The 13,684-nt window shown below is 73.0% G+C and carries 11 protein-coding genes; 6 read left to right on the forward strand and 5 right to left on the reverse strand.

The window, feature by feature from the left end; translation table 11 throughout:
* The first annotated feature begins 28 nt into the window (after positions 1-28).
* Positions 29-1,429 carry an alpha,alpha-trehalose-phosphate synthase (UDP-forming) gene (locus IE134_RS04170; RefSeq protein ID WP_189429610.1) on the forward strand — a complete coding sequence of 467 codons (1,401 nt, stop codon included), beginning with the start codon at positions 29-31 and terminating at the stop codon, positions 1,427-1,429.
* A gap of 10 nt (positions 1,430-1,439) precedes the next feature.
* Here IE134_RS04170 and otsB read toward each other — a convergent pair whose 3' ends face one another.
* The 3 genes from otsB to IE134_RS04185 all read right to left on the reverse strand — a co-directional run bounded on the left by otsB (position 1,440) and on the right by IE134_RS04185 (position 5,655).
* Positions 1,440-2,291 (reverse strand): trehalose-phosphatase, encoded by an 852-nt coding sequence (otsB, locus tag IE134_RS04175; protein WP_030718372.1) that lies wholly within the window; start codon positions 2,289-2,291, stop codon positions 1,440-1,442.
* A gap of 89 nt (positions 2,292-2,380) precedes the next feature.
* Complete coding sequence (locus tag IE134_RS04180; RefSeq protein ID WP_189429612.1) at positions 2,381-4,879, reverse strand: FtsX-like permease family protein; 2,499 nt, start codon at positions 4,877-4,879, stop codon at positions 2,381-2,383.
* Positions 4,873-5,655, reverse strand: coding sequence for an ABC transporter ATP-binding protein (locus tag IE134_RS04185; protein ID WP_030718363.1), 783 nt, complete (start codon positions 5,653-5,655; stop codon positions 4,873-4,875). The genes IE134_RS04180 and IE134_RS04185 overlap by 7 nt, the downstream gene beginning before the upstream one ends.
* Positions 5,656-5,789: 134 nt before the next feature.
* Here IE134_RS04185 and IE134_RS04190 point away from each other — a divergent pair, with 134 nt between their 5' ends.
* From IE134_RS04190 to IE134_RS04210, 5 genes are all read left to right on the forward strand, one after another.
* Positions 5,790-7,097, forward strand: a complete 1,308-nt coding sequence (locus tag IE134_RS04190) for a sensor histidine kinase (RefSeq protein ID WP_229823303.1) — start codon at positions 5,790-5,792, stop codon at positions 7,095-7,097.
* Positions 7,097-7,741, forward strand: a complete 645-nt coding sequence (locus IE134_RS04195) for a response regulator transcription factor (protein WP_030718361.1) — start codon at positions 7,097-7,099, stop codon at positions 7,739-7,741. The genes IE134_RS04190 and IE134_RS04195 overlap by 1 nt, the downstream gene beginning before the upstream one ends.
* A gap of 145 nt (positions 7,742-7,886) precedes the next feature.
* Positions 7,887-8,831, forward strand: a complete 945-nt coding sequence (locus IE134_RS04200; protein WP_030718356.1) for an ABC transporter ATP-binding protein — start codon at positions 7,887-7,889, stop codon at positions 8,829-8,831.
* The gene (locus IE134_RS04205) at positions 8,828-9,814 is read left to right on the forward strand and encodes an ABC transporter permease (RefSeq protein ID WP_126931059.1); all 987 of its coding nucleotides are present in this window, start codon (positions 8,828-8,830) and stop codon (positions 9,812-9,814) included. Before IE134_RS04200 ends, IE134_RS04205 begins: the two co-directional genes overlap by 4 nt.
* A 46-nt stretch (positions 9,815-9,860) precedes the next feature.
* Positions 9,861-10,265, forward strand: a complete 405-nt coding sequence (locus IE134_RS04210; RefSeq protein ID WP_030718352.1) for a GntR family transcriptional regulator — start codon at positions 9,861-9,863, stop codon at positions 10,263-10,265.
* Between the two features lie 39 nt (positions 10,266-10,304).
* Here IE134_RS04210 and IE134_RS04215 read toward each other — a convergent pair whose 3' ends face one another.
* Positions 10,305-11,072, reverse strand: coding sequence for a hypothetical protein (locus IE134_RS04215; protein ID WP_229823305.1), 768 nt, complete (start codon positions 11,070-11,072; stop codon positions 10,305-10,307).
* Positions 11,073-11,346: 274 nt separating this feature from the next.
* A complete protein-coding gene (locus IE134_RS04220) occupies positions 11,347-13,647 on the reverse strand; it encodes an MMPL family transporter (protein WP_229823306.1) in 2,301 nt (766 codons plus the stop codon).
* Between the last annotated feature and the right edge of the window lie 37 nt (positions 13,648-13,684).

The following is a 13,684-nucleotide window of genomic DNA, read 5'->3' on the forward strand; positions in this document are numbered from 1 at the left end:
GCACCCCCCACGGGCTAGGTTCCGCTACATGGTCACCGAGCATGCCGAAGCCACCGGCCCGTCCACCGCCCAGGTCCTCGTCGCGTCCAACCGCGGCCCGGTCACGTACACGCTCGGCGAGGACGGGACGCTCGACGCCAAGCGCGGCGGCGGCGGTCTCGTCTCCGGGCTGAGCGCCGTCGACGACAAGCTGTGGGTCTGCGCGGCCCTCGGCGACGGGGACCGCGAGGCGGTGCGCCGCGGAGTCGGTGAGCCGGGCGTCCGGATGCTCGACATCGACGCCGAGGTGCACGCCGACGCGTACAACGGCATCGCGAACTCGGTGCTGTGGTTCGTCCACCACCTGCTCTACCAGACGCCCGTCGAGCCGGTCTTCGACACGGAGTTCCGGCGGCAGTGGGCGGCGTACGAGACGTACAACCGGGCCTTCGCCGAGGCGCTGGCCCAGGAGGCGGGGCCGGGGGCGGCGGTCCTCGTCCAGGACTACCACCTGGCCCTGGTCCCCGGGATGCTCCGCGCACTGCGCCCGGACCTGAGGATCGGCCACTTCTCGCACACCCCGTGGGCGCCCGTGGACTACTTCCGACTGCTGCCCGACGACATCGCCGAGCAGTTGCTGCGCGGCATCCTCGGCGCGGACCGGGCCGCGTTCCTGACCCGGCGCTGGGCGGACGCGTTCATCGGCTGCTGTACGGAGATCCTCGGCGGCACGGGCCGGACCAGGATCGGGGTGCACGGCCTGGGGGCCGACGCGGACTTCCTGCGCCGCCGCGCGCACGAGGCGGACGTGGACGAGCGGATGGCGGCGCTGCGCGAGCAGGTGGGCGAGAACCGGAAGACGATCGTGCGGGTGGACCGCACCGAGCTGTCCAAGAACATCGTGCGCGGCCTGCACGCGTACCGCACGCTGCTGGAGACCCGCCCCGAGTGGCGCGAGCGCGTCGTCCACATCGCCTTCGCCTACCCCTCCCGCCAGGACCTCGCCGTCTACCGGGACTACACGGCGGCGGTCCAGTCGCTGGCCACGGAGATCAACGGCGAGTACGGCACGGAGAGCTGGACGCCGGTCGTCCTCCACGTCAAGGACGACTTCGCCCGCTCGCTGGCCGCGTACCGGCTGGCGGACGTGGCCCTGGTCAACCCGATCCGCGACGGCATGAACCTGGTCGCCAAGGAGGTCCCCGTCGTCTCGGACCACGGCTGCGCGCTGGTGCTGTCGCGGGAGGCGGGGGCGTACGGGGAGCTGGGCGAGGACGCGATCGTGGTGAACCCGTACGACGTGACGGGCACGGCGGAGGCCCTGCACGAGGCGCTGACGATGAGCGGGGACGAACGCTCGGGGCGCACGAAGCGGCTGGCGGAGGCGGCGACCGCGCTCCCGCCGCAGCGGTGGTTCCTGGACCAGTTGGAGGCGCTGCGGCAGGAGTGAAGGGGTTGGCCTACAGGCGGTCCGCCAGGGCCGCCAGGAAGTCCACCACCGCGGCCGGGCCCGGCACCGACAGGTCGGCGCGCTCGGCCAGTTCGGGCACCTCGGCGCTGCCGCTGCACACCAGGAGACCGGGAATGCCGTCCGGCCCCTCGCTGCGCAGCTTCTCCACCGCGGCGAACGCGGCGAGGTCCCCGAGGTCGTCGCCCGCGTAGATCACGGACTCCGCGTCCAGCTCCGCGACGAACCCGGCGAGCGCGACGCCCTTGTCCATGCCGGGGGGCCGCAACTCCAGCACGAGACGCCCCGGTTCGACGATCAGCCCGTGCTTCGCCGCCAGCTCGCCGAGGGGCCCGCGCAGTGACTCGAAGGCCGCCTGCGGGTCCTGGGCCCGCCGGGTGTGGACGGCGACGGCCTGCCCCTTCTCCTCGGTCCAGGTGTCGTTCCAGGCCCCGAACTCGTGCAGAACGCCGGGGAGTTCGGCGCGCACCGCCGTGACGCCCGGATGCGGGGCGGGGGCGTGGACCGTGCCGGTCACGGCGTCCCAGCGCTCGGCCCCGTAATGTCCGAGCACGACGAGGTGCTCCAGACCGGGGACGCCCGCGAAGCCGCCGTAGCGCACGGCGACGCCCGCCGGGCGGCCGGTGATCACGGCGATCGCGGCGACCTTCGGCGCGAGCGCGGCGAGCGCCTCGACGGTGCCGGGGTGAGCGCGGGCCTGTTCGGGGTCCGGGACGATGTCGGCGAGCGTGCCGTCGAAGTCGAGGGCGACGACCGCGCGATCCGGCCGGGCGAGAACGGCGTCGAGCCCCTCGCGGCCGGCCGGGGTGGTCGGGTTCGGAAGACGTTCCGGGTGACTGCCCATGGGGCGAGCCTAAGCCCTGGGCGGAGGGAGCACGAGCGTGCTCGCCCCGGCGCCCGACACCCTTCGGGGCGAGACACCCTTCGGGGCGACTACTCACGGGATCCGGCGAGTTCGACCGGCCGGGTCCGCAGGGCGGACAGGGCCGGCAGGACGGCGGAGCCCGCGGCCAGGAGCGCGGCCGCCGCGACGACGAGGCCGAGCATCGCCCACGGCACCACGACGGCGGACGTGACGCCCAGCAGCGCCAGCGCGCCCCGCACCACCAGCAGGTTCACCGCGGCGACCACACCCCCGAGCACCGCACCCACCCCGACCGCCGCCACCGCCTCGGCGACGACGAGCCGCAGGACCTGCGGGACGGTGGCCCCGGCGAGGCGGAGCACGGCGAGATCGCGGCCCCGGCCGGAGGTGGCCATGACCTGGGTGTTGGCGAGGGCGGTCGCGGTGGAGAGCAGGGCGATGCCGAGGATCATGCGCAGCCCGGTGCGGGTGTGGTCGTCGGGGCCGGGTGCGGTCGGGGCGAGCCATTCCGCGCGGGTCGCCACCCGCGTACCGGTGTCGGCCGCGGCGGTGTCCAGCGCGGCGGCGACGGCGCGCCGGTCGCCGCCCGGAGCGACCTCGACGTCGATCCGGTCGACGTCCGCGCCCCCGGCGTTGCGCGGGGTGACGTAGACGCCGTTGTCGCCGGTGCCGGTGGCCAGGACGGCGGCGATCCGCAACGACCTCTCGCTGCCGTCGCCGAGCCAGACGGTGACCCGGTCGCCGACCCGGGTGGTCAGCCACTCCTCGTTGACGACGATCGCGTCGTCGTCGAGGTCGGCGAGCCGCCCGGCCGTCACGGGCAGCTTCGCCACGGCTGCCAGCCGGGCGGGGTCGACCGCGCGGGCCTCGGAGGAGACGAGGGCCGTGTCCTCTTCCAGGACCGTGACGGCCGTGGACCGCGAGGCGCTGACCACGGCCCCGTCGATGTCCCGCACCCGCTCCAGGAAGGCGGGGGCGAGCGGCCTGCCCTCCTGTCCCGGCGTCACCACGAAGTCGGCGGTCGTGGCGGTGCGCGCCTCGGTGGCCCTGGCCTCCTCCAGCGTGGCGACCGTGCCCGTCAGGGAGGCGGCGAGGGCGACGGTGATGAGGACGGGCGCGGCGACGGCGGCGGTCCTGCGGACCCCGGCGGCGGTGTTCTCCCGGACGAGTACGCCGGTGGCGCCGGGCAGCCGCGCGGGCAGCCAGGTCAGCAGCCGGCCGACCGGGCGCACGAGGACCGGTGCGAGGAGGGCGCAGCCGACGATGAGGATCATGGGCCGGGTGACGTAGGACTTGCGGCCCAGCAGATCACCGGGGTCGGTCGCCAACGCGAGGGCGGGCAGGCCCAGTCCGAGGAGCAGGACGAGGACGGCGGCCGCCCAGCGGCTCACCGGCATCACGCGGCTGTCGACGGCCGCCTCGCGCAGTGCCTCGGTCGGGGCGGTCCGCCCGGCCCGGTGGCAGGAGACGAGGGCCGCCGCCGTGGCGACGGACACCCCGGTCCAGAAGGCGGTGTGCAGCGGCCAGGACGGATCCCCGAGGGCGAACCAGGACGGGGCGAGGCCCGCCTCCGTCATCCGGCGGACCAGCAGGGGCGCTCCCCCGGCGCCGAGCAGGGTGCCCGCCGCCGAGGCCGCCACCCCGATGAGGACCGATTCGGCGAGCACCGTACGGCGGATCTGGCCGGGCGTCGCACCGACGGTGCGCAACAGCCCGAACTCCCGCCGCCGCCCGGCCACGGCGTACGAGAACGTCGAGGCCACGACGGCGGCGGAGACGAACAGGGTGATGCCCGCGGCGGTGCCGAGCAGCGCGTTGACGGAGACCAGGGCCCGGGCGTCGCGGTCGGGGTCGGGATCGGCGTGGCGGCGGTCGTGGCCGGTGAGGACGTCCATGCCGCTGTCCGGTCCGAGCGCGTCGCGTACGGCGGTGGCGGCGGCGTGCACGGCCAGGGCGTCGATGTCCGGGGAGATCCGGGCGGCCTCGCCGTCGGTGAAGAAGACGGCGTCCTCGAAGCCCCGGCCGGCCACGGTGCCGACGACGGTCCGGGCCTCGCTCCCGGCCGGGGTACGGACCCGGACGCGGTCCCCGGTACGGAGCCGGGGGCCGCCGGACCCGGTGGTGACGACGACCTCGCCGGGGGCGGCGGGGGCGCGGCCGGTGGCCAGGCGGTACGGGGCGGCAGCGGCGACGGACCACGGGTGTCCGACCCGGGCGTCGTCGTCCTGACCTGGGTGCGGATCCATGATGTCCGACGGGAACGAGCGGTCCTCCACCGTCCGTCCGAGGAATGCCAGTTGAGCGGCGATGCCGGGCGGTACCGGGCCGGGGCGGTCGAGGGGCGTGGTCCGGGTCCCGGTCGGGGTGTCGACCCGCAGGAGCCCGTCGGCCCGGACGACGACGGGAGCGGCGGCGAACCGTTCGGGCCCCCGCTCCGGCGCGTCGAACGTCGCGGCGAGGGCGAGCCCGGTGGCGGCGATGAGCCCCACGCCCAGGACCAGGGCCAGGAACGACCCGACGAAGGTGACCCAGCGCAGCCGGATCCCGCGCAGCGCGAGCATCAGCACGGGACCACCGCCTGGAGCTCCGGACCGGAGAGTGTCGCCATCCGCGCGGCGACCCGCTCCGCCGAAGGCGCGTCCAGCTCGTCCCTGACCCGGCCGTCGGCGAGAAAGAGGACCCGGTCGGCGAAGGAGGCGGCGACCGGGTCGTGGGTCACCATGATCACGGTCCGCCCGTCGTCGGTCATCGCGCGCAGGAGGCCGAGCACCGCACGCCCGGCGGTGGAGTCCAGGGCGCCGGTCGGCTCGTCGCCGAAGAGCACGTCGGGCCGGGTGACCAGGGCGCGGGCGACGGCCACCCGCTGCTGCTGGCCGCCGGAGAGCTCGCCGGGCCGGTGGCGGGCCCGGTCGCGCAGTCCGACCCGGTCCAGCGCGTCGAGCACCTCCGCCCTGCGCGGCCGGCGCCCGGCGAGCCTCAGCGGCAGGGCCACGTTCTGCGCGGCGGTCAGGGAGGGCAGCAGGTTGAACGCCTGGAAGACGAAGCCGATCCGCTCGCGGCGCAGCCGGGTCAGCCGGGCCTCGCTCAGCCCGGTCAGATCGGTGTCGCCGAGCAGCACCCGGCCGGCGGTCGGCCGGTCCAGGCCCGCGGCACAGTGCAGGAACGTCGACTTGCCGGAGCCGGAGGGACCCATGACGGCGGTGAACGTACCGCGACGGATGGTCAGGCTGACATCGTCGAGCGCTTTCACGACGCTGCCGCCTCGGCCGCCGCCATCGTAGGAACGGGTCACGGACCGGAGCCGGACGGCCGCGGCCGGGTCGGTAGTCGCTGCTGGATTCATGGCCTCAACTCAACCGGCGGCGCTCGCACCGCACATCGCAGCGGGAGGGAGTCCTCATGGTGGAGCCAGCTCCACCATGAGGCGGCAGGGAGCAGGGTGGCCGACCGGGAAATCTGTCTCGTAACGTGCCGGGCATGCTCACCCCCAGCCCGCCCCCGTCATCAGCAACAGGATCCACGCCCACCCCCCTCCGGGCCACGCTGTACCTGCTGACCAGCGTGCCTCTCGGGGCCGTGACGCTGGTCGCGCTGCTCCTGCTGGCCGGTGCGGGCAGCGCGCTGGCCGTGCTCGTCATCGGGGTGCCGCTGCTGCTGACGCTCGTCCTGTCCGGCATCCCGCTGGCCGCGCTGGAGCGGCGCAGGCTCCGGCTGATCGACCCGGTGCCGCTCGCCGATCCGCACCGCGAACCGTCCGCGCCGGGTCTGGCGTCCTGGCTGCGGACCCGGCTCCAGGAGCCGTGCACCTGGCGGGAGTTGGCGTACGCGCTGCTCTTCGCGTTCGTGCTGTGGCCGTTGGAGGCGCTGGCGGTCGGCGCGGTCCTGCTGGTGTGCGGCGGGCTGATCGGGACGCCGGTGATGATGGCGGTGGGCGGGGACGAGGAGGCGCGGGTCCTGAAGCTCTGGCTCGCCGGCTCCTGGCCGGAGGCGTTCGCGGTGCTGGTGGCGGGGGTGGTGCTGCTGCCTGTGCTGACCTGGCCGCTGAGGTTCGTCGCCCGGGGCCGCGCCGTACTGACGCGGGCCCTGCTCTCCCCGCCGGAGGCCGCGCTCGACTCCCGGATCGCGGAGCTGGACCGGTCGCGGATGCGGCTGGTGGACGCGTTCGAGGCGGAACGCCGCCGTATCGAGCGCGATCTGCACGACGGCGCGCAGCAGCGGCTGGTGGCGCTCTCCATGACGCTGGGCCTCGCCCGGCTGGAGAAGCCGGCCGAGCCCCTGGGTGGCCTGCTGGAGCGGGCGCACGAGGAGGCGTCGGCCGCACTGGTCGAGATCCGGGAGCTGATCCACGGAATCCATCCCCAAGTCCTCACCGACCGGGGGCTGGTGGCCGCCGTCGAGGACCTGGCGGACCGCTCCCCGATACCGGTCGACGTGCGTCTGACCGTGCCGGACCGGCTGCTCGAAGCCGTCGAGACCGCCGTCTACTTCGCGGTGAGCGAGGCGCTGACGAACGTGGCGAAGCACAGCGGGGCGACCCGGGTGACGGTGACCGGCGAGGCCGCGCACGGGCGGCTGGCCGTGGCGGTCGAGGACGACGGGCGCGGCGGAGCGGTCGCGGACCCCGGCGCGGGCGCGGCCCCGGACGCGAGTGGCGGGACCGGGCTCCAGGGCGTGGCCGATCGCCTCTCGGTGCTGGGCGGAGCCCTGCTACTGTCCAGTCCGCCCGGGGGGCCGACGGTGTTCCGGCTGGAGGTTCCCTGCCCGCCCGCGGATTCGAGGACCTGATGCTGCGCGTCGTACTGGCCGAGGACAGTGTGCTCCTGCGCGAGGGCCTGGTCGGCCTGCTGGAACGCTTCGGGCACCGGGTCCTGGCCGCGGTCGGCACGGCCGATGAGCTCGACGCCGCCACCCTGGAGCACCGCCCGGACATCGTGGTGACCGACGTCCGGATGCCGCCCGGTTTCACGGACGAGGGTCTGCGGGCCGCCGTCGAGCTGCGCGGGAAGCTGCCGGGGCTGCCGGTCCTGGTGCTGAGCCAGTACGTCCAGCGCGCCTACGCCGAGGACCTGCTGGCCACCTCGGACGGTACGGGGGTGGGCTACCTGCTCAAGGAGCGCATCGGCCACGTCGAGGAGTTCGCCGACGCGCTGCGCCGGGTGGCCGAGGGCGGCACGGTGGTGGACCCCGAGGTCGTACGGCAGTTGATCCGGCACCGCCGCGATCCGCTGGCCCGGCTCACCGCCCGTGAGCTGGAGGTGCTCGCCCTGATGGCGGAGGGCCGGTCCAACGCGTCCGTCGCCGAGGCGCTGCACGTCGGCGAGGGCACGGTCAGCAAGCACTTCGGCTCGATCCTCACCAAGCTCGACCTGGACATCTCGGACGCCACCAACCGACGGGTGCTGGCGGTCCTGGCCTTCCTGCGCGGCTGACCCCCACGCGCCCCGCACTCCACGCACGCACCCACCACCCCGGCTTGACAGTCATTCCCTCACGACTCCATGATTCCATTAATTGATTCATGGAATCATGATGACGGACCAACGGGTCACGGATCACGAAACCGAGGTGAGGCGCGTGGCAGACACGAGCACCCCGAACGCGACGTCCGGCAACTGGGCCCTGGAGGCCCGCGGCCTGGGCAAGCGCTACCGGCGCGGCTGGGCGCTGCGCGACTGCTCCTTCCGGATCCCGGCCGGCCGCATCTGCGGTCTGGTCGGCCCGAACGGAGCCGGCAAGAGCACCCTGCTCGGGCTGGCGACCCGGCAGGTGCAGCCGACCACCGGCGACCTGCGCGTCTTCGGCGTACCGGTCGACGACCCCGCCGTCCTGCCCCAGGTCGCGTTCCTCGGCCAGGACAAGCCGCTGTTCAAGCGGTTCACCGTCGCGGAGACGCTGCGGATGGGCGCCGAGCTGAACCCCGGCTGGGACGCGGCGGCGGCGCACCGGATCGTCCGCGCGGGCAACGTCCCGATGGACGCGAGGGTCGGCACGCTCTCCGGCGGCCAGCGCACCCGGGTGGCCTTCGCGCTCGCCTTCGGCAAGCGGCCCGACCTGCTGCTCCTGGACGAGCCGATGTCGGACCTCGACCCGCTGGCCCGGGACGAGATGAGCACCCTGCTGATGGCGGAGGCCGTCGAGCGCGGCACGACGGTGGTGATGTCCTCGCACATGCTGACCGAGCTGGAGGACATGTGCGACTACCTGCTGGTCGTCTCCGAAGGCCGGATCCGCATGGCCGGTGACGCCGACGCGCTCGTACCGGCCCACACCCTGGTCACCGGGGTGGCCCGGGACGGCTCGCTGCCGCCCGAGCTGGCCGCTCACACGATCGTCGAATCCCGCCTCCAGGGAAGGCAGTTCCAGGCGATGGTCCGGCCGAGGGGCCCGCTCCCGGCCGACTGGGAGAGGGCCGAACCCTCCCTGGAAGAAGTCCTCCTCGCCCATCTCCGCTCCCCGGACGCGCCCCCGCTCTACACCCAGGGCGCCCGCGTCGATGCCGAAGGGACCCAGGCAGCATGAGCACCTCGACCCTCACCGAGAAGCCCGGGAAGCCCTCCGAACCCGGCTCCGGCCGACGCCTGTTGCGCGGCCTGCCCTGGCTCGTCGTCCGCCAGCACCGGGTCGCGCTGGCCTGTGTCCTCGGCCTCACGCTGCTCACCGCGCTCTGGATCGCGTACGAGCGCCACGAGCTGGTGCAGCTGCTCGACGCGAAGGGCTGGCCGGAGAAGGACCCCGGCCGCCCGATGGACAACAACCGCGGCTACAACTACATCACCAGCATCATCAACGGCCTGCCGCTGATCCTCGCCGTCTTCATCGGCGCCCCGCTGATCGCGGGCGATCAGGAGAACGGCACCGCACAGCTCGTCACCACCCAGTCGGTGACCCGCCGCCAGTGGCTGATCGCCAAGCTGGGCCTGGCCTACACCCTCGCGCTGGTCTCCGGCCTGGTGGTCTCGGCACTGTTCACCTGGTGGTGGAAGCCGCACCGCTCGCTCTTCCTCAGCGAGTGGATCGACGGCGTCATCTTCGACAACACCGGCCCCGTCCTCCCCGCTTTCCTGCTCTTCCTCACCGCCGCCGGCATCACGATCGGCGCCCTGGTCCGCCGGGTGCTCCCGGCCATGGTGGGCGCGTTCCTCTTCACCGCGGTCACCACCCTGTTCGTCTGGGACGAGGTCCGCGTGCGGCTCGGCTCCCCGAAGATGTTCACGTACCCGATGGACAGCGAACTCCCGGCCCGCTTCAACGACGCGTACGAGGTCGACCGTTGGGTCGGCAGCGCCGACGGCACCCTGTACAACTGGGGCCGCTGCGCCGAGGCGACCGAGAAGGCGACGAATGCGTGCATCAAGGAGCACGGCATCGTCAACGACGTGATCGAGTACATCGGTTACAACCAGATGGCGGGGATGCAGTGGCTCGCGGCAGGCATCCTGCTCGCCGGAACGGTCCTGCTCACGGCGTTCACCCTCTGGTGGACCTCGCGCCGCCCGCTGTGACCCACCGCCCCCTCCCCTACGTAAAGTGTCGGCAATCGAGCGGAAGGTGAAGTCCGTGGTCGTGTTCCGCATCGACCGGCGCAGTGGGGTGGCGACCTATCTCCAGATCGTCCGGCAGGTCGAGCAGGCGCTGCGCATGGGCGCGCTGGAGGAGGGCGACCGGCTGCCCACCGCGGCCCAGGTCGCCGCGACCACGAAGGTCAACCCCAACACGACCCTCAAGGCCTACCGCGAACTGGAGCGCATGGGCCTCGCCGAAGTACGCCAGGGGGCGGGCACGTTCATCACCCGCACCCTCGCCCAGCCCCAGTCCGGCCCCGACTCCCCGCTGCGCACCGCCCTCACCGACTGGCTGACCCAGGCCCGCGCCGAGGGCCTCACGGGCCAGGACGTCACGGCGCTGTTCCACGCGGCGTTCGAGAACGCGTACCCGGGCGAAGCGCCGGACTGACCGATCGAGGCGATCGGAGCACCGGACCGACGGGCCCGCTCAGGCGCGGTTGTAGCGATAGCCGCTGCCGTGGGCGGGCCCGACGTCGTGCAGGATGCCGGACCCGGCGACGGTGAAGAACGAGGGGTCGGTGTCGCGGCACATCGCGCCGGAACGGGCCTTGTCCACCACGGCGGTACCGACGTCGATCCGCTTCCCGCCGTCGGACACGGAGCTGAGCTTCGCCGTGTACTCGCAGTGCCCCGACCCCTGTACGTCGGCGATGAGGGTCACCGCGGACTGCCCGGGCGACACTCGCCGGATGACCACGGTGTGCGGCTGGAGGACGTCGTACTGGGACGCGTTGGACCAGGTCCCGACGAAGTGCTGCGGCAGCCGGCCGTCGGGCGCGGGGTCCGGGGCGGGCGGCTTCGCGGCACCGCCGGATCCCCCTGACCCGGACGAACCGGACCCGCCCTGCGTACCGCTGCCGCCGGACGCTCCGGCCCCCTCGCCCCCGCCCGAGGACGCGCCTTCGCCGGAGCCGGACCCGTCGCCGCCCCCGTCGCCCTGCCCGCCGCCGGAGTCGCCGCCGTCTCCTCCGCCCTGCTCCTCGTCCGTGCCTCCCTTGTCCTTCCCGTCCCCCTTGTCCTTGTCCTTCCCGCTGCCCTTCGAGCCGTCCTCGCCGTCGTCCTTTCCGGCGGGGACGGCCGGGTCGCCGGAGAGGCCGTCACTGGCGGCGGGCGGCGCGGCGGCGTCTCCGCCCCGGGCGTCGGCGCCTCCGGGGTCGCGGTTGAGGAAGGCGGTGGTGCCCCCTGCGGCCAGCACGGCGACGACGGCCGCGACGGCCCAGGCACGACGCCGGGGCCGGCTCCGTGGCCGGTCTCCGGTACCACCCGAGACATCCGGAACGGCAGAGGCCGCAGCCGATGCGGGGGAAGGTTCCGGGTCCGGTGATGAGCTGCCCGCCTGCTCCTCGTCGTGATCACAACGTGCTAGGTCTGGTAGTCGTCCCGCTCTTCGGCCATCGGGGATCCTCACGACGCGAATCGCTCCGCCCGGGAGTCGGCGGTTGCCGAACTCCCGGGCCTGAGCGTTTGGTTCATCGCCCGCGAGGAGCGGGAGAGGACAGTACGTCCCGCCTATCGCAGGGGGAACCGCTGACGGGACGTACTGGTTCGGGGGTCTGTTCGCCGATGGGCCTCGAGGCGGCTCCGCGCTGCTTGCCGAGCCGGGAGGACCAGGCGCGATCCCCCAGGAGCGCCATGGCGGCCGGCAGGAGAACTCCTCGGACGACGGTGGCGTCGATGAGAATGGCGACCGCCATGCCGACGCCCATCATCTTGTACTCGATGGCGGTGAGGCTGACGAACACGGTGAAGACGGCCGTCATGATCACGGCGGCGCTGGTGACCACGCCCGCGCTGCTGCTGATGCCGCCGACGATGGAGTCGTCGGAGCTGGCCCCGTCGGCCCACCGCTCCTTGATCCGGCTGAGGATGAAGATGTGGTAGTCCATGCTCAGCCCGAAGAGGATGACGAACATGAACAGCGGCAGCCAGGCGACCACGCCCCCGTAGGCCGTGAAGCCCAGCAGCGAGCCGAGGTGCCCGCTCTGGAAGACCCAGGTGAGCACGCCGTAGGCGGCGCCGATCGAGAGCAGGTTGAGCAGGATCGACACCAGCGGGATGGTCCAGGAGCGGAAGGCGACGACCAGCAGGACGAAGGCCAGGGCGAGGATGAAGACGAAGACCGCGACGGACCGGCTGTTGAGCTGGTTGGCGAAGTCGTACGGCATCGCCGTCTTGCCGCCGACCGCGTAATCGATGCCCTCCACGGTGCCGAGGGTCGCGGGCAGCACGGTGCCCCTCAGCTTTTCCAGGGACTCGTTCGACGTGTCGTCGGTCCCCTTGCCGATGAGCGGTACGCGCACGACCACCACGTCACCGACCTCGACCGAGGTGATCGGCTCGGCGATCCCGCTGCCGGGGGTGGCCGCCTGCTCGTGCAGGGCGTCGATCGCCGTCCGCAGAGCGGGGGTGTCGGCACTCGAGCCGTCGTCGGTGGCGATCGCGACACGGGCGGGGCTCGATGCACCCGGGAAGGCGTCATTCATCCGGACCGCGGCGTCCACCGGGGCGACGCTCCGCGGCAGGCTGTCGGTCGTAGCGGGGTCCTGCAGCTTCATGCCGAGCATGGGCAGGGCCATGACCACCAGGACGAGAGCGGCGATTCCACCGGTCAGAGCGGGGCGGCGCACCACGGTGCGGGCCACCGCGGACCAGGTCCGCGACTCGCGTGCGACGGTCCTGCGCTTGCCGAGCCAGGGGATGCGGGCCTTGTCGACGCGGTGCCCCAGGGCGGCGAGCACCGCCGGCAGCACGGTGATGGAGCCGATCACCGTGAGACCCACGACGATCACGGTGCCGGCCGTCAGCCCCTTGAAGACGTCGAGCCCGGAGAAGAGGAGGCCGCACACACAGACCATCACGGTGAGGCCGGAAACCACCACGGCGTGACCGGACGTACGGGCCGTCATCGCGAGGGCGTCCTGGGTGTCGCGTCCCGCGATCCGTTCCTCCCGCTCCCTGCGCAGATAGAACAGCGAGTAGTCGATGCCGACGGCCATGCCGATGAGCAGGACGATGGAGGAGGCGGCGCTGTTGACCGGTACGAACTGTCCGACGGTCTGCAGCAGGCCGAAGGTGCCGATGACCGCGGTCGCGGCGAGCAGCAGGGGGATACCGGCGGCGATCAGCGAGCCGAAGACGACGAGCAGGATCACCAGGGTCAGGGGCAGCGACGTGAACTCGGCCTTCGCGAAGTCGTCCTTGATCGCGTCGTCGACGACCGCGTTCAGACTGCGGTCACCGGCCTGCACGATCCGTAGGTCCGGGTTGTTGTCCTGCACCTCCTTCAGGGCGGCGACGGCCTCGTTGTAGTTCTCCTTCTGCTTCTCGATCGGCCCGTCCATTTCGAAGGTCACCAGACCGGACCGGCCGTCCTCGGACACCCATCGCTCGCCGTCGGCTCCCGCGGGCGATCCGATCGCGCGGACCGCATCGCCGGTGCCGCGCAGTTTGCTGACCAACTCCTCGGCCGCACCCTGCAGTTCGGTGCTCTCGGTGAACTTGGGTCCCTCGTCCTCGCGTGACTGGAACAGCACGCTCTCGCGGACGGAGTCACCGTTGTCCTCGGTGCGCACGATCTGCTGCGCCTTGCCCGCGTCACCGGGGTCGAGGGAGCGGGCCTCGGGTCCGCTGATCAGCGCGCTGGACAGGATCGCGACGACCACGAGTACCAACCAGCCGGTGATGGCAAGGGCCTTGTGCCGGACCGACCATCCGGCGACGGACTCCACGACCCCACGGGGAGGTCCGACCGGCAGGGGAGCCCGTTTCACGCGCTCCCCCTCTTCGCCTTCCGGGGCCCTTCGGTTT

It is taken from the genome of Streptomyces rubiginosohelvolus (assembly GCF_014649875.1).
GTDB classification, from domain to species: Bacteria; Actinomycetota; Actinomycetes; order Streptomycetales; family Streptomycetaceae; genus Streptomyces; species Streptomyces rubiginosohelvolus.